The organism is Pseudomonas sp. PKS (genome assembly GCF_051913525.1).
GTDB classification, from domain to species: Bacteria; Pseudomonadota; Gammaproteobacteria; order Pseudomonadales; family Pseudomonadaceae; genus Aquipseudomonas; species Aquipseudomonas guariconensis_D.
Genome location: NZ_JBEGDO010000013.1, coordinates 80,363 through 99,440, shown reverse-complemented (window position 1 = coordinate 99,440; position 19,078 = coordinate 80,363). Strand labels below are relative to the sequence as shown.

Genomic DNA, 19,078 nt, shown 5'->3' with positions numbered 1-19,078 from the left:
TCAGTTTCCTGCGGCGCGACAAATTGCACCGAATTCGTCTGCGTTCAGGGACGCTCCACCAATGAGCCCCCCATCGATATCCGGCATGCCGAACAGTTCGGCCGCATTGGCCGCCTTCACGCTGCCGCCATAAAGAAGCTGCACCTTTGCGGCAACTTCGGCGTCCTGCGCCGCCAGCTGGGCTCGAATGGCTGCATGCACATCCTGAGCCTGCTGAGGCGTGGCCGTCAGACCTGTACCGATGGCCCAAACAGGCTCATAGGCAATTACCGCATTGGCAAAAGCGGCAACACCGAACTCATCGATGATACTGCTCAGTTGACGCCCAACCACTTCCAGCGTCTTGCCTGCCTCGCGCTCCTCAAGGGTTTCCCCCACACAGAGCACAGGCTTCAAACCACTTGCCTGAGCGGCTGCGAACTTGCGATTGAGGACTTCATCGCTTTCGCCAATGATCTGGCGACGCTCCGAGTGCCCGATCAGCACAAGCTTGCACCCTGCTTCGGCCAGCTGACTCGGTGCGATCTCGCCAGTCAGCGCGCCCTGCTCGAGCTGTACAGCAGAATTCTGTGCGCCGACGATGATTTCCTTGCCCTGTAAGCTTTCAATCACTTGATTGATGAACAGGGACGGCGGAAAGACCGCGACTTCCACTCCGCTCGGCAAGGCCAGATTACTCAAGCCTTTGGTCAGCTCAGCGACGCTGGCGCGGGTACCGTGCATCTTCCAGTTACCAGCTACCATAGGGCGACGCATGCTTTACCTCGTCGGTCAAAGTGGGCGCAGATCTTACCCAACCCGATCTGCGCTGGCAAGCCTATTTCAGGCACAAACTTCAGCGACCAATTTAGCCAAGGCTTCGGCATGACCGCGAACCTGGTTTTCGTCGTCGCCTTCGACCATCACTCGCACCAGCGGCTCGGTACCGGACTTGCGCAGCAGCACACGCCCGCGCCCCGCCATGGCCTCGGTAACCTTGGCGCTGGCCTCTTGCACGGCAGGGTTCTCCAGTGGGTCGACCTTGCTCGCGCCAAAGCGCACGTTGATCAGCACCTGCGGGCACTTACGCAGCCCCTGACGGGCCTGTGCGAGCGTCTCGCCCCGGCGCTTGAGCGCCAGCAACACCTGCAGCGCGGCGATGATCGCATCTCCGGTGGTGGTGTGATTGCAGCACACCACGTGTCCGGAATTCTCGCCGCCGAGCTGCCAGTCGCGTTCGAGCAGCTCAGCCATCACATAACGATCACCCACCTTGGCCCGGGCAAAGGGAATGTCCAGGTCCTTGAGTGCCAGCTCCAGGCCTAGGTTGCTCATCAGCGTACCGACCACTCCACCCTGCAGCTTGCCTCGATCTTTCAGGTCGCGGGCGATGATGAACAGCAGTTCGTCACCATCAACGATGGCGCCGGTATGGTCGACCATCAGCACGCGGTCGCCATCACCGTCGAAGGCGATCCCAAGGTCGGCATGGCCTACCAGCACAGCGGCCTGCAGCGACTCGATATGGGTCGAGCCGCACCCTTCATTGATGTTCAGCCCATCAGGCTGGGCGTGCAGCACAGTGACGTCGGCACCGAGCTCACGGAACACGCTTGGGGCCACCTTGTAGGTAGCACCATGAGCGCAATCGATCACCAGCTTGAGCCCCTCGAAGTTCGTGCTGGTTGGCACACTGCTTTTACAGAACTCGATGTAACGGCCCGCCGCGTCGTTGATGCGCGAAACCTTGCCCAGCTTGCTGGACTCGACCACGGTCATCGGCTGGTCGAGCAGTTCCTCGATCATCAACTCGACCTCGTCGGGCAATTTGGTGCCTTGGCCAGAGAAGAACTTGATGCCGTTGTCATCGTGCGGATTGTGCGAAGCACTGATGACGATGCCGGCCTCGGCATGGAAGGTTCGGGTCAGGTAAGCGATCGCCGGAGTCGGCATGGGGCCGAGCAGCATCACATCGGCACCGGCAGCAGAGAGGCCCGCTTCGAGCGCGGACTCGAACATGTAGCCCGAAATCCGGGTGTCCTTGCCCACCAGCACGCGGCAATTGCCCTGCTTGCGAAACGCCATGCCCGCCGCCCAACCCAGCTTCAACATGAAGTCAGGGGTGATCGGGTATTCGCCGACGCGGCCACGGATACCGTCGGTACCAAAGTATTTTCTGCTCATAGGGACTCCAATGTTCTTATTCGGCGTTCTGCACCGCGGTGATCATTCGCACCACGTCGACGGTCTCGGCCACATCGTGCACACGCAAGATGCTGGCCCCCTTGGTCATGGCCAGTGCGGCCAGCGCCAGGCTGCCGTAAAGCCGCTCACCCACGGGGCGATCGAGCGTGAGGCCGATCATGCTCTTGCGCGAAACACCAACCAGCAACGGCCGGCCCAGGCGATAGAGCACTTCCATGTGTTTGAAGAGGCTGAGGTTGTGATCAAGCGTCTTGGCAAAGCCAAAACCCGGATCGAGGATGATTCGATCAGCGCCGATCCCTGCGACAGCGCATGCGGCCATCCGTTGTTCAAGATAGCGCGTCACGTCAGCGGACACATCGTCGTAATGCGGATTGTCCTGCATGGTGCCCGGCTCGCCACGCATGTGCATCAGGCACACCGGCAGGCCAGTGTCGGCGGCAGCATCCAGGGCGCCGTCACGCTCCAGGGCCCGCACGTCGTTGATCAGCCCCGCGCCCAGGCGAGCGGATTCGCGCATGACTGCTGGTGTGGAGGTATCGACCGAGATGATGACGTCGAGTCGGCTGTTGATCGCCTCGACCATAGGCGCCACACGCTCCAGCTCCTCGGTCGGCGACACCGCCCTGGCGCCGGGACGCGTGGATTCACCGCCGATGTCGATCAGCGTCGCGCCGGCAGCCACCATCGCCTCGGCATGGCGCAACGCCTCGTCGCGCTGATTGAAGCGCCCGCCATCGGAGAAGGAATCTGGGGTGATATTGAGGATACCCATGACATGGGTACGGGACAAATCAAGAACCCGGTTGCCGCAAGGCAACCGGGTCGGGTACTGCTGTGAGGTCATAGAAGCCCTTAGTGTTGAGCCGCTGGACCGCCGATTGGCGACTCCGGACGATCATCTTGGGAGGCCTGGTTGCCGGAGGTGCCGGCATCATTGTCCCAATCACGCGGTTCACGCGGCGTACGACCGGCCATGATGTCGTCGATCTGATCGGCATCGATGGTCTCATACTTCATCAAGGCTTCGGCCATCGCATCGAGCTTGTCGCGGTTGTCGGTAAGGATCTGCTTGGCGGTGGCGTAGCAATGATCAATGATGCTGCGCACTTCGGAGTCGATCAGCTTGGCGGTCTCACCCGAGACGCTGGCATGCTGGCTCGCCGCACTGCGACCGAGGAATACCTCGCCCTCTTCTTCGGCGTACATCAACGGGCCGAGCTTCTCGGACAGGCCCCACTTGGTGACCATGTTCCGGGCGATCTGGCTGGCGCGCATGATGTCGTTGGAGGCACCGGTTGTGACGCCATCGAAGCCCAGCGTCATTTCTTCGGCGATACGGCCACCATACAGCGAGCAGATCTGGCTGACGAGCGCGCGCTTGGAGAGGCTGTAGCGGTCTTCCTCAGGCAAGAACATGGTCACACCCAACGCGCGACCGCGCGGAATGATCGAGACCTTGTAGACCGGGTCATGCTCGGGAACGAGACGACCGACGATGGCGTGACCGGCTTCGTGGTAGGCGGTGTTCTGTTTTTCCTTCTCGGACATGACCATGGTCTTGCGCTCGGCGCCCATCATGATCTTGTCCTTGGCCAGCTCGAACTCCTTCATCTCGACCAGACGCTTGCTAGCGCGCGCGGCGAACAGAGAGGCCTCGTTGACCAGGTTGGCCAAGTCGGCGCCGGAGAAACCTGGCGTACCGCGGGCAATGACGGCGGCGTTGACGTTCTCGCCAACCGGCACCTTGCGCATATGTACCTTGAGGATCTGCTCACGACCGCGGATGTCCGGCAGGCCGACCACCACCTGACGGTCGAAGCGACCTGGCCGCAGCAGCGCCGGGTCGAGCACGTCAGGACGGTTGGTGGCGGCGATCACGATGATGCCATCGTTCATTTCAAAGCCGTCCATCTCCACCAGCAACTGGTTGAGGGTCTGCTCACGCTCGTCGTGACCACCGCCCATGCCGGCGCCACGGTGGCGACCAACGGCGTCGATTTCATCGATGAAAATGATGCAAGGGGCGTGCTTTTTCGCCTGCTCGAACATGTCGCGCACACGGCTGGCGCCCACACCGACAAACATCTCGACGAAGTCGGAACCGGAAATGGTGAAGAACGGCACCTTGGCCTCGCCTGCGATAGCCTTGGCCAGCAGCGTTTTACCGGTACCGGGCGGACCGACCATCAGCACGCCACGCGGGATGCGACCACCCAGACGCTGGAATTTGCCCGGATCACGCAGGAACTCAACCAACTCGCCGACCTCTTCCTTGGCCTCATCGCAACCTGCGACGTCGGCCAAGGTAGTCTTGACCTGGTCTTCGGACAGCAGGCGCGCCTTGCTCTTGCCAAAGCTCATCGGTCCGCCCTTGCCGCCCGCACCGCCTTGCATCTGGCGCATGAAGAACATGAACACGGCGATGATCACCAGGATCGGGAAACTGGCGACCAGCAACTGAGTCCAGATGCTCTGCTGCTCAGGCTGCTTGCCTTCAACCACGACATGGTTATCGACCAGATCGCCGATCAGGCCGTTATCGGTAATGGCCGGACGAACGGTCTTGAAGTTGTCGCCATCGGTACGCTTGCCGGTAATGACATAGCCGTCGACGGTCACGCGCTCGACCTTCCCGTCCTTGACCTGCTGAATGAAGTCGGAATAGTTGAGGGTCTGCGGCTCATTAGGGCTGGAGAAGTTGTTCATCACCGTCACAAGGACAGCCGCGATGATCAACCACAGGATCAGATTCTTTGCCATGTCGTTCAATTAGCTACCCTCTGAGGTCGGCGCACGACGCAGCCGTGCCTCGCATGATATTCACCGCCCTAACTTACTACATTACCTACGCATCCGCAGGCGCCGTCTGTAACCCTTTGTGAAAGCTAGACTACACGAAGTTCGGACGATCCTGACGGAACCGCCGATTGGAAATAACTATCGGCCGATCCGCAAAACGCCTCTCACGCCCCTTTGAAGCCACGCCCCAACAGGTACTGCTCGCGGGAGCGATCGCGGGACGACGACGGTTTGCGCATCTGCACCTTGTCGAACTTGCCACGCACGTCCTTCAGGTAATGGTCGAAACCTTCGCCCTGGAAGATCTTGATCAGGAAATCCCCACCAGGTCGCAGCACGCGGCACGCCAGATCCAGGGCCAGCTCGCACAGGAACATGGCGCGCGGCATGTCCACGGCGGGCGTACCACTCATATTGGGGGCCATGTCTGAAATCACAAGGTCCACGTGCGAATCGCCGACCGCCTCGAGGATCCGCTGCAGCACCTCATCCTGGGTAAAGTCGCCCTGAATGAAGGTAACGTCGGGGATCGAGTCCATTTCCAGGATGTCAGAGGCGATCAGCCGCCCCTGCCCACCAATCAGACGACTGGTCACCTGCGACCAGCCACCCGGCGCGGCACCGAGATCGATCACGCTCATGCCAGGGCGGATGAGCTTGTCCTTTTCCTGGATCTCCAGCAGCTTGTAGCTCGCGCGCGAGCGGTAGCCATCCTTCTGCGCCTGCTTGACGAAAGGATCGTTGAAATGCTCTCTCAGCCAGTTATGGCTGCTCTTGGAACGTTGCGCCACGGGGCACCTCGATGATTAGCGTCGTGATTGACTGGGCGGAGCCACGGGCCCTCGGGTAAAATGGCCACCAATTTTACAGAATCAGACGAAAAGGGTCAGATTATGCCGCTCAATAACGAGCAGAAGAAACAATACAAATCGATTGGTCACGACCTGAAGCCGGTCCTGATCGTCGCGGGCAATGGATTGAACGAAGGCGTCATCGCCGAACTGGAGCGCGCACTGACCGATCACGAACTGATCAAGGTCGAAATCCGCTCGGAAGATCGCGAAGAACGCGCTGCAGCCATCGCCGAACTGTGCAAGGCTGGCCGTGCCGAACTGGTACAGACCATCGGCAAGAAAGCGTTGATCTATCGCAAAAATCCGCAGCCGAACAAGCAGCTGTCCAACATCCACCGTTACAAGTAACGGTGGCTCCGGTCAGTGGCGCGGTGGACGCGCCCTGACCGGGACCGGTTGGGCCACCAGCACGATGCCGGAGAAGCCCAGCACCAAGAAGCAGAACATCTGCCAACGCTCGCCCACGGAAATCCCGTAGCGCAGCGTGTAGTAGCCAACACAGGCACCGAAGCCGAGCAAGAGCATCTGCCCACGGAACTGTCGCCACCAGGCCGCCAGGCCGTCTACCCTCGCCAACACCGCCAGCTGGGTCATCAGGCCAAGCAGCGCGACGCCAATCAACCAACGGTCGATCTGCGCCGCCACGTCCTGCACCAACAAGGGCGCAAGGCCCGTCACCTTGAGTGCTGGCACCAATCCCACATGAAAAACCCACAGGCCACCGACCCAGAACACCTGGGCCAGTTGCCAGAGGATCCCCTCAAGGGAAGGCGCCCTCAGGCGCCGGTCAGATGTGCTTGACTTCGACAATCTCGTACTCGACCGTGCCGCTTGGCGTGTTGACGACGACGGTGTCACCTTCTTCCTTGCCGATGATGGCACGGGCAATCGGCGCGCTCGCCGAGAGCTTGCCCTTCTTGATGTCCGCCTCATCCTCACCCACGATCTGGTAGGAAACCTGATCGCCGGTCTCGGTGTTCTCCAGATCCACGGTGGTACCGAAAATCACCTTGCCGGTGTGGGCAATGGTAGTGACATCGATCACCACCGAGTTCTGCAGACGCCCTTCGATATCGCGGATGCGCGCCTCGACCATACCCTGCTCTTCACGAGCGGCGTGGTACTCGGCGTTTTCCTTGAGGTCGCCCAGCTCCCGCGCTTCGCCGATCGCCTGGCTCAGGCGCGGACGCTCGGTCTTGCTCAGGAAGAACAGCTCCTCTTCCAGGGCGCGAGCGCCCTGGACGGTCATTGGGTACTTGGTAATGCTCATGCTTTGAGTCCTGCGTGCAGATCCTGCAAGCGGCGAACGGTCTTCTCGGGACCGAATTTCAGCGCTTCGCAGATGGCTTCACCAGCCGCAATGGTAGTCGTGCAATAGATCTTGTGCTGCAGCGCATTGCGACGAATCGAGTAGGAGTCGGCGATCGACTGACGACCTTCGGTAGTGTTGATGATCAGCGACACTTCGTCGTTCTTGATCATGTCGACCACGTGCGGACGGCCTTCGGTCACTTTGTTCACACGGCGCACCTTCAGGCCAGCCGCCTCGATGACCTTGGCGGTGCCTGCGGTAGCAACCACTTCGAAGCCCAGGGCGATCAGGTCGCGGGCGACACCCGCAACCTGCGGCTTGTCGTCGTCACGCACGCTGATGAAGGCGGTACCACCGCTTGGCAGCACTTCGCTGGCACCCATTTGGGCCTTGGCGAAGGCTTCGCCGAAGCTGTCGCCGACACCCATGACTTCACCAGTGGATTTCATCTCAGGGCCGAGGATCGGGTCAACACCTGGGAACTTCGCGAACGGGAAGACAGCTTCCTTGACGCTGTAGAAGTTCGGAATGATTTCCTGGGTGAAGCCCAGCTCTTTCAGCGTCTTACCAGCCATGACTCGCGCCGCGATCATCGCCAGCGAAGTGCCGATGCACTTAGAGACGAACGGTACGGTACGCGAGGCGCGCGGGTTGACTTCGATCACGTAGATCTTGTCGCCCTGCAGGGCCAACTGCACGTTCATCAGACCGACGACACCCAGCTCAAGGGCCATTTTCTTGACCTGAACGCGGACTTCGTCCTGTACTTCCTTGCTCAACGAGTAAGGTGGCAGCGAGCACGCCGAGTCACCGGAGTGAACACCGGCCTGCTCGATGTGCTGCATGATCGCGCCGATCACCACGTCAGTACCGTCGCAGACCGCATCCACGTCCATTTCAATGGCGCAGTTGAGGAAGTGGTCGAGCAGTACCGGACTGTCGTTCGAGACCTGCACCGCTTCACGCAGATAGCGCTTGAGCTCGTCCAGTTCGTAGACGATCTCCATGGCACGACCGCCAAGTACGTAGGAAGGACGCACCACCAGCGGGTAGCCGATGCCGCCAGCGGCGCTAATGGCTTCTTCTTCGCTGCGCACGGTGGCGTTTGGCGGCTGCAGCAGGCTCAGACGCTGAACCATCTGCTGGAAGCGCTCACGGTCTTCGGCGCGGTCGATAGCGTCCGGGCTGGTACCGATGATCGGTACGCCGGCCTCTTCCAGGGCGCGGGCGAGTTTCAACGGGGTCTGGCCACCGTAGTGAACGATGACGCCTTTCGGTTTCTCGACGCGGCAGACTTCCAGCACGTCTTCCAGGGTCAGCGGCTCGAAGTACAGACGGTCGGAGGTGTCGTAGTCGGTGGAGACGGTTTCCGGGTTGCAGTTGACCATGATGGTCTCGTAACCATCTTCACGCAGCGCGAGGGCGGCGTGTACGCAGCAGTAGTCGAACTCGATACCTTGGCCAATACGGTTCGGGCCACCGCCCAGGATCATGATCTTGTCGCGGGTCGATGGGTTGGCCTCGCACTCTTCCTCGTAGGTCGAGTACAGGTAGGCGGTGTCGGTGGCGAACTCGGCAGCGCAGGTGTCGACGCGCTTGTACACCGGGAACACTTCCAGCTTGTGACGGTGACGGCGCAGGTTCTTGTCAGTGATGCCGAGCAGCTTGGCCAGACGCTGGTCCGAGAAGCCCTTGCGCTTGAGGCGCAGCATGTAGTCCTTGTCGATCGACGACAGGGCCAGGGTCTTGACCTTCTCTTCTTCCTTGATCAGGTCTTCCATCTGCACCAGGAACCACATGTCGATGCCGGTCAGGTCGAAGATCTGCTCGCAGGTCATGCCGGCGCGCATGGCATCAGCGACGTACCAGATACGCTCGGCGCCTGGCACGGTCAGCTCGCGCTTGAGGATACTGTTGGCTTCCGGGTTGGCCAGGTCGACTTTCGGGTCGAGGCCGCATGCACCGACTTCCAGACCACGCAGGGCTTTCTGCAAGGACTCCTGGAAGGTACGACCGATGGCCATGACCTCACCCACGGATTTCATCTGGGTGGTCAGGCGGGCGTCGGCTTTCGGGAACTTCTCGAAGGCAAAGCGCGGCAGCTTGGTGACGACATAGTCGATCGACGGTTCGAAGGACGCCGGGGTACGACCGCCGGTGATGTCGTTCTGCAGTTCGTCGAGGGTATAACCCACCGCCAGCTTGGCGGCGATCTTGGCGATCGGGAAGCCGGTGGCCTTGGAGGCCAGCGCCGAGGAGCGCGATACACGCGGGTTCATCTCGATCACGACCATGCGGCCGGTGTTCGGGCAGATGCCGAACTGGACGTTGGAACCGCCGGTTTCGACGCCGATCTCGCGCAGCACCGCCAGGGAGGCGTTGCGCATGATCTGGTATTCCTTGTCGGTCAGGGTCTGTGCTGGCGCAACGGTGATGGAGTCACCGGTATGCACACCCATCGGGTCGAAGTTTTCGATAGAGCAGACGATGATGCAGTTGTCCTTCTTGTCACGGACAACCTCCATCTCGTATTCCTTCCAGCCGATCAGCGATTCGTCGATCAGCAGCTCCTTGGTCGGCGAGAGGTCCAGACCACGGGCGCAGATTTCTTCGAACTCTTCACGGTTGTAGGCAATACCGCCACCCGTGCCACCCATGGTGAAGGACGGACGGATGATGCATGGGAAGCCCAGGCGCTCGAGCACCGCATTGGCTTCTTCCATGCTATGGGCGATACCGGAGCGCGGGCATTCAAGGCCAATGGCCTTCATCGCCTTGTCGAAGCGCGAACGGTCTTCGGCCTTGTCGATGGTGTCGGCATTGGCACCGATCATCTCGACGCCGAATTTCTCCAGAACGCCGTGGCGCTCCAGGTCCAAGGCGCAGTTCAGCGCGGTCTGGCCACCCATGGTCGGCAGCAGTGCGTCCGGGCGCTCTTTTTCGATGATCTTGGCCACCGACTGCCACTTGATCGGCTCGATGTAGGTGGCATCGGCCATGGCCGGGTCGGTCATGATGGTGGCCGGGTTGGAGTTCACCAGGATGACGCGGAAACCTTCCTCGCGCAGGGCTTTACAGGCCTGGGCGCCGGAGTAGTCGAATTCGCAGGCCTGGCCGATCACGATCGGGCCAGCGCCGAGAATCAGGATGCTTTTGATGTCTGTACGTTTTGGCATGGTTGTCACTCAAATCCGCGGGTCAGTCGGCAAGCCGTCTTGAACAATCTGGGTCAGGCGCTTCCGGGCGCGGCACTTGCCGCCCCGGGGCCTTGATGCAGGATGCTCAGCGGCGCTTGGCCATGGCATCGATGAAACGATCGAACAGTGGCGCGACGTCGGTCGGGCCTGGGCTCGCTTCAGGGTGACCCTGGAAGCTGAACGCGCTCTTGTCGGTGCGCTCGATGCCCTGCAGGGTACCGTCGAACAGCGACTTGTGGATGGCGCGGACGTTGCCCGGCAGGGTGGCTTCGTCGACGGCGAAACCGTGGTTCTGGCTGGTGATCATGACCACGCCGGTGTCCAGGTCCTGGACCGGGTGGTTGGCACCGTGGTGGCCGTGGCCCATCTTGACGGTCTTGGCGCCGGAAGCCAGGGCCAGCAACTGGTGGCCGAGGCAGATACCAAAGACCGGGATATCGGTCTCGAGGATGTCCTTGATCGCCTGGATCGCGTAGTCGCAAGGCTCGGGATCGCCAGGGCCGTTGGACAGGAACACGCCATCCGGATTCAGGGCCAGGACTTCGCTGGCGGGGGTCTGGGCCGGCACGACGGTCAGGCGGCAGCCGCGGGCGACCAGCATTCGCAGGATGTTCAGCTTGACGCCATAGTCGTAGGCAACCACGTGATACGGCAGCTCTGCAGCTTCCAGGGTCGGGTGGCTGTCGGTTGCCAGATTCCAAACACTGGAGCGCCATTCGTAGCGTTCCTTGGTGGAAACTTCCTTGGCCAGGTCCATGCCCTTCAGGCCTGGAAAGGCGCGAGCAGCGGCGATGGCGGCTTCTTCGCTGATGTTGTCACCGGCGAGGATGCAGCCGTTCTGGGCGCCCTTTTCGCGCAGGATACGGGTCAGGCGACGGGTGTCGATGCCGGCGATGGCGACGACATTGTTGGCCTTGAGGTAGTCAGGCAGCGACTGGGTATTGCGCCAGTTGCTGGCCAGCAGGGGCAGGTCACGGATGACCAGGCCAGCGGACCAGACACGGTTCGACTCGGCGTCTTCCGGAGTAGTACCGGTATTGCCGATGTGTGGGTAGGTCAGGGTAACGATTTGCTGCGCATAGGAAGGGTCTGTAAGGATTTCCTGGTAGCCGGTCATAGCGGTGTTGAATACCACCTCACCAACGGTCTGACCGTCGGCACCGATAGCTTCACCGCGGAAAATACTGCCGTCGGCAAGGGCGAGTATGGCTGGCTTTGTCAAGAAGACCTCCCGTAAATCAAGCATGAAAGGGCGATCGCAGGTTGCAAAAAAGCGGAGTGACGTATGGACACGTCACCCCGCTTTCATGTGCTGAATTCAATTCGCTGCGCGCTTTTAGTGGACACACTAAAGCTGTAGCTTACAGAAAATTACGTTTTAGGTCTACCGCGTATGTGCCTCTGAAACACAGGAATGCGACAGGCTGAGATCCGCACTGCCCCTTCGCCGGGCAAACCCGCTCCCACAAGAACCGCGCCACACATGAGAGCAACGCTATTGCTTGCTGCGGGAGCGGACTTGCCCACGAGGAACCAGCACCGCTCTAGCTTGCCTTAGCGCAGCTCGAGCACATCTTGCATATCGTACAAGCCCGGCTCGCGCCCCTCCAGCCATAGCGCGGCACGCACCGCCCCTTTGGCGAAGGTCATGCGGCTGGAAGCTTTGTGAGTGATCTCCACGCGCTCGCCTTCAGCGGCGAACAACACGGTATGGTCTCCCACCACGTCACCGGCGCGCACCGTGGCGAAGCCGATGGTCTTACGATCGCGAGCACCCGTCTGCCCCTCACGCCCATAGACTGCCACTTCCCCCAGATCACGACCCAACGCCTGGGCGACTACCTCCCCCATACGCAAGGCAGTACCCGATGGCGCATCGACCTTGTGGCGGTGGTGAGCCTCGATGATCTCGATGTCCACCTCGTCACCCAACACCCGCGCCGCGGTATCCAGAAGCTTGAGGCAAAGATTGACGCCAACGCTGAAGTTGGCGGCGAAGACGATCGGAATCTCCTTGCCCGCCTCGGCCAACTGTTCTTTTTCCTCGGGCGTGAAACCGGTAGTACCGATCACCATCGCCTTGCCTGCCTTGCGACAGAAGGCGAGGTTCTTCAGCGTCACCGACGGATGGGTGAAGTCGATCAACACGTCGAATTCGTCAGCGACCTTGGACAGATCGCTGGAGATTTCCACGCCGATACGCCCCAGGGCCGCCAGTTCGCCGGCATCAGCACCGACCAAAGAGCTGTCCGGACGATCGATGGCCGCCGTCAAGCCAGCCTGGGGCGCCTGTTGCTGCACAGCCTCGACGAGGGTCTTGCCCATTCGTCCCGCCGCGCCCATTACCGCAATACGTCGCATAGCCTGTTCCTTGTCAGAGATCGCCGAAGAAGCGCTTCACACCCTCGAACCAGCCACTGGCCTTGGGCGAATGAGAGCTGTCGCCCTGCAACGAGTCGCGCAGCTCCTCAAGCAGCTCGCGCTGACGGCGACTGAGGTTGACCGGGGTCTCCACAGCCACACGGCACAGCAGGTCGCCAGCCCCGCCACCGCGCACAGGGGCCACGCCCTTGCCACGCAGACGGAACTGCTTGCCGGTCTGGGTACCTTCCGGGATCTTGAGCTTGACCCGACCATCGAGAGTCGGCACTTCCAGTTCGCCACCCAGGGCCGCATCGGTGTAGCTGATCGGCACCTCGCAGTACAGGTGCTTGCCGTCACGCTGGAAGATGGCGTGCTCGCGCACACTGATGACGACATAGAGATCACCGGTCGGACCACCATGGGTCCCCGCCTCGCCCTCGCCAGACAGACGAATGCGATCGCCGGTATCGACACCCGCCGGCACCTTGACCGACAGCGTCTTGTATTCCTCGACACGCCCCTCGCCATGGCAGGCGGTGCAAGGATCGGTGATGATCTTGCCTTGACCGTGGCAGCGCGGGCAGGTTTGCTGCACCGAGAAAAAGCCCTGCTGCATGCGCACCTGACCGATGCCGCCACAGGTTGGGCAAGCCGACGGGGTCGAGCCCTTCTTCGCACCGGAACCATCGCAAGGCTTGCAGTTGACCAGGGTGGGCACACGGATGCTGACTGTGGTGCCGCGCACGGCCTCCTCGAGATTCAGCTCAAGGGTGTAGCGCAGGTCGCTGCCGCGCTGCGCGCCGCCACGCGAACCGCCGCGCCCACCACCGAAGAAGTCACTGAAGACATCACCGAAGATGTCCGAGAAGTTGGCACCACCAAAGCCGGCACCGCCACCACCCATGCTCGGATCGACGCCGGCGTGTCCGTACTGGTCGTAGGCTGCGCGCTTGCTGGCATCGGACAGTACCTCGTAAGCCTCGTTGGCTTCCTTGAATTTGTCTTCCGATTCCTTGTCGCCCGGATTGCGGTCCGGGTGGTACTTCATCGCCAGGCGGCGATAGGCCTTCTTGAGGTCACCTTCGCTGGCGCCGCGCTCGACACCCAGGACCTCATAAAAATCACGCTTTGCCATAGGTCATTGCACTCTTGGGGGCATTCGGCGCGCTCATGCGCTTGCTGCGCCACGCCGTCAGCACCTGCCACCACACGATTGCGCCCTGACAGATGCTGTAAAAATTCTCGTATTCCAGACACACCAACGCGGGAGCAAGCCCCCGCGCGGCGACATCCTACCAGCTCACCGACAACAGACGGTGAGCTGGCCGACAACATGCAGGGATTACTGCTTGTTGTTGTCTTTTACTTCTTCGAACTCGGCGTCAACCACGTCATCGTGCTTGGCTTCCGGCTCGGCCTGCTGCGCGCCGCCCTGAGGCTGTTCGGCCTGCTGTTCGGCGTACATCTTCTGGGCAACCGGCGCAGAGACCTTGGACAGTTCCTCGACCTTGGCATCGATGGCAGCCTTGTCGTCGCCCTTCAGGGCAGCCTCAAGGGCAACCACAGCCGCTTCGATCGCCGCTTTCTCTTCAGCGGTGGCCTTGTCGCCAGCGTCGGTGACCATCTTGCGGGTCGAGTGAACCAGCGCATCACCCTGGTTACGGGCAGCGGCCAGCTCTTCGAACTTGCGGTCTTCCTCGGCGTTGGCCTCGGCGTCACGCACCATGCGCTCGATTTCCTCGTCGGACAGGCCCGAGTTGGCCTTGATCACGATCGACTGGGACTTGCCAGTGGCCTTGTCCTTCGCGCTGACGTGCAGGATGCCGTTGGCGTCGATGTCGAAGGTCACTTCGATCTGCGGAACACCACGCGGTGCCGGCGGAATGTCGGCCAGGTCGAATTTACCCAGCGACTTGTTCTGCGCAGCCTGCTTGCGCTCACCTTGCAGCACATGAATGGTCACGGCGCTCTGGTTGTCATCGGCCGTCGAGAACACCTGCGACTTCTTGGTCGGGATGGTGGTGTTCTTCTCGATCAGCGCGGTCATCACGCCACCCATGGTTTCGATACCCAGGGTCAGCGGGCTGACGTCCAGCAGCAGAACGTCCTTGACGTCACCGGCCAGGACCGCGCCCTGGATGGCAGCACCCATGGCGACTGCTTCGTCCGGGTTGACGTCCTTGCGCGCTTCCTTGCCGAAGAAGTCGGCAACGGCTTTCTGCACCAGCGGCATACGGGTCTGACCACCGACCAGGATCACGTCGTCGATCTTGCTGGCGTCGATACCGGCGTCCTTCAGAGCAATGCGGCAAGGCTCGATGGTGCGGTTGACCAGGTCTTCGACCAGCGACTCCAGCTTGGCGCGGGAGATCTTCACGTTCAGGTGCTTAGGACCGGTCGCATCTGCAGTGATGTACGGCAGGTTGACGTCGGTCGACTGAGCGGAAGACAGCTCGATCTTGGCCTTTTCAGCGGCTTCCTTCAGACGCTGCAGGGCCAGCGGATCGTTCTTCAGATCCATGCCGGACTCTTTCTTGAACTCATCGACGAGGTAGTCGATCAGGCGCATGTCGAAGTCTTCACCACCCAGGAAGGTGTCGCCGTTTGTGGCCAGTACTTCGAACTGGTGTTCACCGTCGACTTCGGCGATTTCGATGACCGAAACGTCGAAGGTACCACCACCGAGGTCATAGACGATGACAGTGTGGTCACCCTTGGCCTTGTCCATGCCGTAGGCCAGTGCAGCGGCGGTCGGCTCGTTGATGATGCGCTTGACGTCCAGACCGGCAATGCGACCGGCGTCCTTGGTGGCCTGGCGCTGGCTGTCGTTGAAGTAGGCCGGCACGGTGATGACCGCTTCGGTCACTGGCTCACCGAGGTAGTCTTCGGCGGTCTTCTTCATTTTCTTCAGGACTTCGGCGCTGATCTGCGGCGGAGCCATTTCCTTGCCGCTGGCTTCGACCCAGGCGTCACCGTTGTTGGCCTTGACGATCTTGTACGGAACCAGCTTGATGTCTTTCTGCACGACGTCTTCTTCGAAGCGACGGCCGATCAGGCGCTTCACTGCGAACAGGGTGTTGTGCGGGTTGGTGACTGCCTGACGCTTGGCCGACTGGCCAACCAGGATCTCGCCATCGTTGGCGTAGGCCACGATCGAAGGGGTGGTACGCGCGCCTTCGGCGTTCTCGATGACCTTGACGTTACCGTTTTCCAGAATGGAGACGCACGAGTTGGTGGTCCCCAGGTCGATACCGATGATTTTGCCCATGTTTACTCTCCCGAAACTTGAATTTGGTTGCAGCGGCTACATTGGCCAACTGCGGTAATACTTGAATGCTTGACACCTAGATGGGGATGCCCGGAAGGACTTCAAGCCTTTTCATCAATCGACGGCTGGGGGGCTGCCGGTGCCTTGCTGACCACCACCATGGCGGGACGCAGCAGACGGCCATTGAGCAGGTAGCCCTTCTGGAACACCTTGAGCACGCTGTTCGGCTCGACGTCGGCGCTTTCCTGCATGGCCATGGCCTGGTGGTGCTCGGCGTTGAACGGCTCGCCGTGCGGGTCGACAGCCTCGAGGTTGTAGCGCTTGAGAGTGTCGTGGAACATCTTCAGGGTCAGCTCGATGCCTTCGCGCATCGGCTTGATGGTCTCGTCGTCGGCACTGGACAGCTCCAGGCCACGCTCCAGGCTGTCGATCACCGGCAGCAGGTCGCCCGCGAACTTCTCCAGGGCAAACTTGTGGGCCTTCTCGACATCCTGCTCGGCGCGACGGCGGATGTTCTGCAGTTCGGCGGCAGCGCGCAGGGACTGATCCTTGGCGGCGGCCAACTGCTCCTCGAGCACCTGAACGCGGGTACCGAGATCCTCTGCACCAGCCTCTTCGGCGTTAAGGTTCTTCTCATCCAGCTGTTCGTCAGCCATTAGGTTTCTCCTCCGCAATTTCTGATATGCGAGCCCAGGCTCGTCTTGTCTTGCCGGCTATATGGGGCCGGAAAAACAAGGTTCAAGGGCCAACGCGGTTTTCCCATGAGGATATCGATCGCCCGACGGGCATTGTCAGCCTGATAAAAAGCACTGTATAAATAACCAGACATGACCCTTCGGGAGCCGCCCTCATGCTGGTGCACCTGTCCATTCACAACTACGCCATCGTCGAGCACCTCGACCTCGAACTTGCCCGCGGCATGAGCGTGATCACCGGCGAGACCGGCGCCGGCAAGTCGATCATGCTCGACGCCCTAGGCCTGGCCCTGGGTGATCGCGCTGACAGCGGCGTGGTACGCCCTGGCGCAGACAAAGCGGACATCCTTGCCACCTTCGACCTGGACGAGATTGCGGAGGCCCGTGCCTGGCTGGCCGAGCGCGACCTGGACAACACGGGCCCCTGCATCCTGCGCCGGGTCATCACCGCCGAAGGGCGCAGCCGCGGCTATATCAATGGCACCCCTTCCCCCTTGGGCGATCTCAAGGCCCTGGGCGAACTGCTGATCGATATCCATAGCCAGCACGAACACCAGTCCCTGTTGAAAACCGATACCCATCGCCGCCTTGTGGACGAGTACGCGGGCGCCACCGACCTGGCCCGCCAGGTACAACTGGCTGCCCAGCGCTGGCGCCAGACCCGTCAGGAGTTGGAGCGTCTGTCCAACTCCGGCGACGAGCAACGCGCCCGCCACCAGTTGCTCAGCTATCAGCTCGAAGAACTGGACAACCTTGGCCTGGGCGAAAACGAACTTGAGCAGCTGGAGCAGGAACATAAAAGCCTGACCAACGCCGAGGCCCTGTTCGGTATCTGCCGTCAAGTGATCGACCATTGCAGCGAAAGCGATTCCGGCAATGTGCTCAGTGCACTGACCACCAGCCTCAATCGCCTGACCGCCGTCGCCAATGCGCCCAAGGCCCTGGGCGAAGCCGCCAATCTGATCGCCAGCGCACAGATCCAGGTCGAGGAAGCCGTGGGCGAACTCAACCGCTTCCTCGATCATTTCGATGCCGACCCCATGCGCCTGCAAGCATTGGAGGAACGCCTCGACACCATCTATACCCTGGCGCGCAAGCATCGCGTGCACCCGACTGAACTGCCCCACTTGCAACAGCGCCTGATGGACGAACTGGAAGGGCTCAACGCCAGCGACGAATCGATCGAGCGTCTGGGCGAGGAACTGGCCGCCTATGCCCAGCATTACCAGACCAAAGCCCTCGAGCTCAGCGCCTTGCGCCAGCAGGCGGCCAAGCAGCTCGCCACGGCCGTCGAGCAGGAGATCCAGCGCCTGGGCATGCCAGGCGGGCGCTTCTGTATCGAACTCACACCCTATGAAGGCAACGAGCTGTCGCCCCATGGCCTGGAAGTGGTCGAGCTGCTGGTGAGCGCCAACCCGGGCCAGCCACTCAAGGGCTTGGCAAAAGTGGCGTCAGGTGGCGAGCTGTCGCGGATCAGCCTGGCGATCCAGGTGATCACTGCGCAAACCTCGCGCATTCCCACCCTGGTGTTCGATGAAGTGGACGTTGGCATCGGTGGCCCTACCGCAGAAATTGTCGGTCAGCTGCTACGTCGGCTGGGCGAGCGCGGCCAGGTACTGACCGTGACCCACCTGCCCCAGGTCGCAGCCCAGGGGCACCATCACCTGTTCGTGCACAAGGTACGCAACAGCGATACCACTCATACAGCAGTGGCCAACCTGGGCAAGCGCGAGCGGGTCGAGGAGGTGGCGCGTATGCTGGGCGGCATCGACCTCACCAAGGAATCGCTGGCCCATGCGCGCAAGATGGTTGTCACCGGCAAGGCCTGAGCACCTCTCGGATCGAAGTCCAGTCCCATGAGAACAGCCATCTTGCCCCGCGAATTGCGCCGACATTGATGCCCAGCCACCTGAAAACCAAAAGGCGACCCGAGGGTCGCCTTTTGGTTTGATAACGATATAAATCGTTACTTTTTCTTGCGCACATAGAGGACCAGGTTATGGTCCACCAGCTCGTAGCCGTGCTGGGCAACGATCTCTTTCTGGCGCTTTTCGATCTCTGTATCCACGAACTCGATGACTTCACCAGAGTCCACGTTGACCATATGGTCGTGGTGGCCGCCGTCAGCCAGCTCGAAGACCGCATGACCGCCGTCGAAGTTGTGGCGAACCACCAGACCCGCCGCTTCGAACTGGGTCAGTACGCGATACACGGTTGCCAGACCGACGTCTTCACCGGCTTCCATCAGTGCCTTGTAGACATCTTCGGCGCTCATGTGGCGCTGCTCCGTGGAGTCGAGCATCTGTAGAATCTTGACTCGAGGCAGGGTCACCTTGAGACCGGCTTTGCGCAATTCGCTATTTTCAACCATGGTCAGCTTTCTCGCCGATGCTGCTTCGCAG

16 protein-coding genes are annotated in these 19,078 nt (G+C 61.1%); 2 read left to right on the top strand and 14 right to left on the bottom strand.

The window, feature by feature from the left end; all coding sequences use genetic code 11:
- From tpiA to rlmE, 5 genes are all read right to left on the bottom strand, one after another.
- On the bottom strand, window positions 1-756 hold the full coding sequence (gene tpiA / locus ABOA88_RS15005; RefSeq protein WP_367851762.1) for a triose-phosphate isomerase: 756 nt from the start codon (window positions 754-756) through the stop codon (window positions 1-3).
- A gap of 66 nt (window positions 757-822) precedes the next feature.
- On the bottom strand, window positions 823-2,163 hold the full coding sequence (gene glmM / locus ABOA88_RS15000) for a phosphoglucosamine mutase (RefSeq protein WP_367851763.1): 1,341 nt from the start codon (window positions 2,161-2,163) through the stop codon (window positions 823-825).
- A gap of 16 nt (window positions 2,164-2,179) precedes the next feature.
- Window positions 2,180-3,031 carry a dihydropteroate synthase gene (folP, locus tag ABOA88_RS14995; RefSeq protein ID WP_196170131.1) on the bottom strand — a complete coding sequence of 284 codons (852 nt, stop codon included), beginning with the start codon at window positions 3,029-3,031 and terminating at the stop codon, window positions 2,180-2,182.
- 8 nt (window positions 3,032-3,039) lie between these two features.
- Window positions 3,040-4,947 carry an ATP-dependent zinc metalloprotease FtsH gene (ftsH, locus tag ABOA88_RS14990; protein WP_043210103.1) on the bottom strand — a complete coding sequence of 636 codons (1,908 nt, stop codon included), beginning with the start codon at window positions 4,945-4,947 and terminating at the stop codon, window positions 3,040-3,042.
- Between the two features lie 203 nt (window positions 4,948-5,150).
- Window positions 5,151-5,777, bottom strand: coding sequence for a 23S rRNA (uridine(2552)-2'-O)-methyltransferase RlmE (gene rlmE, locus ABOA88_RS14985; RefSeq protein ID WP_196170132.1), 627 nt, complete (start codon window positions 5,775-5,777; stop codon window positions 5,151-5,153).
- Between the two features lie 102 nt (window positions 5,778-5,879).
- Here rlmE and yhbY point away from each other — a divergent pair, with 102 nt between their 5' ends.
- Window positions 5,880-6,188 carry a ribosome assembly RNA-binding protein YhbY gene (gene yhbY / locus ABOA88_RS14980; RefSeq protein WP_023378620.1) on the top strand — a complete coding sequence of 103 codons (309 nt, stop codon included), beginning with the start codon at window positions 5,880-5,882 and terminating at the stop codon, window positions 6,186-6,188.
- A gap of 12 nt (window positions 6,189-6,200) precedes the next feature.
- On the opposite strand, the gene ABOA88_RS14975 is transcribed toward yhbY, so the two are convergent.
- The 8 genes from ABOA88_RS14975 to grpE form a co-directional block, all read right to left on the bottom strand.
- Entirely contained in the window at window positions 6,201-6,650 is a 450-nt protein-coding gene (locus tag ABOA88_RS14975) for an MFS transporter (RefSeq protein ID WP_081337442.1), read from the bottom strand.
- Window positions 6,628-7,110, bottom strand: a complete 483-nt coding sequence (greA, locus tag ABOA88_RS14970; RefSeq protein WP_196170133.1) for a transcription elongation factor GreA — start codon at window positions 7,108-7,110, stop codon at window positions 6,628-6,630. The genes ABOA88_RS14975 and greA overlap by 23 nt, the downstream gene beginning before the upstream one ends.
- On the bottom strand, window positions 7,107-10,328 hold the full coding sequence (gene carB, locus ABOA88_RS14965) for a carbamoyl-phosphate synthase large subunit (protein WP_043210112.1): 3,222 nt from the start codon (window positions 10,326-10,328) through the stop codon (window positions 7,107-7,109). The genes greA and carB overlap by 4 nt, the downstream gene beginning before the upstream one ends.
- Before the next feature lie 106 nt (window positions 10,329-10,434).
- Complete coding sequence (gene carA / locus ABOA88_RS14960; protein WP_196170134.1) at window positions 10,435-11,571, bottom strand: glutamine-hydrolyzing carbamoyl-phosphate synthase small subunit; 1,137 nt, start codon at window positions 11,569-11,571, stop codon at window positions 10,435-10,437.
- Between the two features lie 332 nt (window positions 11,572-11,903).
- On the bottom strand, window positions 11,904-12,710 hold the full coding sequence (gene dapB, locus ABOA88_RS14955; RefSeq protein ID WP_043210115.1) for a 4-hydroxy-tetrahydrodipicolinate reductase: 807 nt from the start codon (window positions 12,708-12,710) through the stop codon (window positions 11,904-11,906).
- A gap of 13 nt (window positions 12,711-12,723) precedes the next feature.
- Window positions 12,724-13,848: a molecular chaperone DnaJ gene (gene dnaJ / locus ABOA88_RS14950; RefSeq protein WP_043210117.1), complete on the bottom strand. Its 1,125-nt coding sequence runs from the start codon at window positions 13,846-13,848 to the stop codon at window positions 12,724-12,726.
- 207 nt (window positions 13,849-14,055) lie between these two features.
- Window positions 14,056-15,981, bottom strand: a complete 1,926-nt coding sequence (gene dnaK, locus ABOA88_RS14945; RefSeq protein WP_043210119.1) for a molecular chaperone DnaK — start codon at window positions 15,979-15,981, stop codon at window positions 14,056-14,058.
- Between the two features lie 101 nt (window positions 15,982-16,082).
- Window positions 16,083-16,637, bottom strand: a complete 555-nt coding sequence (gene grpE / locus ABOA88_RS14940) for a nucleotide exchange factor GrpE (RefSeq protein WP_196170135.1) — start codon at window positions 16,635-16,637, stop codon at window positions 16,083-16,085.
- Window positions 16,638-16,831: 194 nt separating this feature from the next.
- On the opposite strand from grpE, the gene recN reads away from it, so the two are divergent.
- Window positions 16,832-18,505 (top strand): DNA repair protein RecN, encoded by a 1,674-nt coding sequence (recN, locus tag ABOA88_RS14935; RefSeq protein WP_196170136.1) that lies wholly within the window; start codon window positions 16,832-16,834, stop codon window positions 18,503-18,505.
- Window positions 18,506-18,642: 137 nt separating this feature from the next.
- Here the strand turns inward: recN and fur are convergent, their stop codons facing one another.
- On the bottom strand, window positions 18,643-19,047 hold the full coding sequence (fur, locus tag ABOA88_RS14930) for a ferric iron uptake transcriptional regulator (protein ID WP_043210124.1): 405 nt from the start codon (window positions 19,045-19,047) through the stop codon (window positions 18,643-18,645).
- Between the last annotated feature and the right edge of the window lie 31 nt (window positions 19,048-19,078).

Excerpts from the sequence above, each read along its gene's own strand:
- glmM (WP_367851763.1), bottom strand. The coding sequence starts at position 2,163 with ATGAGCAGAAAATACTTTGGTACCGACGGTATCCGTGGCCGCGTCGGC.
- dnaK (WP_043210119.1), bottom strand. The coding sequence starts at position 15,981 with ATGGGCAAAATCATCGGTATCGACCTGGGGACCACCAACTCGTGCGTC.
- tpiA (WP_367851762.1), bottom strand. The coding sequence starts at position 756 with ATGCGTCGCCCTATGGTAGCTGGTAACTGGAAGATGCACGGTACCCGC.
- dapB (WP_043210115.1), bottom strand. The coding sequence starts at position 12,710 with ATGCGACGTATTGCGGTAATGGGCGCGGCGGGACGAATGGGCAAGACC.
- folP (WP_196170131.1), bottom strand. The coding sequence starts at position 3,031 with ATGACCTCACAGCAGTACCCGACCCGGTTGCCTTGCGGCAACCGGGTT.
- dnaJ (WP_043210117.1), bottom strand. The coding sequence starts at position 13,848 with ATGGCAAAGCGTGATTTTTATGAGGTCCTGGGTGTCGAGCGCGGCGCC.
- grpE (WP_196170135.1), bottom strand. The coding sequence starts at position 16,637 with ATGGCTGACGAACAGCTGGATGAGAAGAACCTTAACGCCGAAGAGGCT.
- fur (WP_043210124.1), bottom strand. The coding sequence starts at position 19,047 with ATGGTTGAAAATAGCGAATTGCGCAAAGCCGGTCTCAAGGTGACCCTG.
- carB (WP_043210112.1), bottom strand. The coding sequence starts at position 10,328 with ATGCCAAAACGTACAGACATCAAAAGCATCCTGATTCTCGGCGCTGGC.
- greA (WP_196170133.1), bottom strand. The coding sequence starts at position 7,110 with ATGAGCATTACCAAGTACCCAATGACCGTCCAGGGCGCTCGCGCCCTG.
- recN (WP_196170136.1), top strand. The coding sequence starts at position 16,832 with ATGCTGGTGCACCTGTCCATTCACAACTACGCCATCGTCGAGCACCTC.
- ftsH (WP_043210103.1), bottom strand. The coding sequence starts at position 4,947 with ATGGCAAAGAATCTGATCCTGTGGTTGATCATCGCGGCTGTCCTTGTG.
- yhbY (WP_023378620.1), top strand. The coding sequence starts at position 5,880 with ATGCCGCTCAATAACGAGCAGAAGAAACAATACAAATCGATTGGTCAC.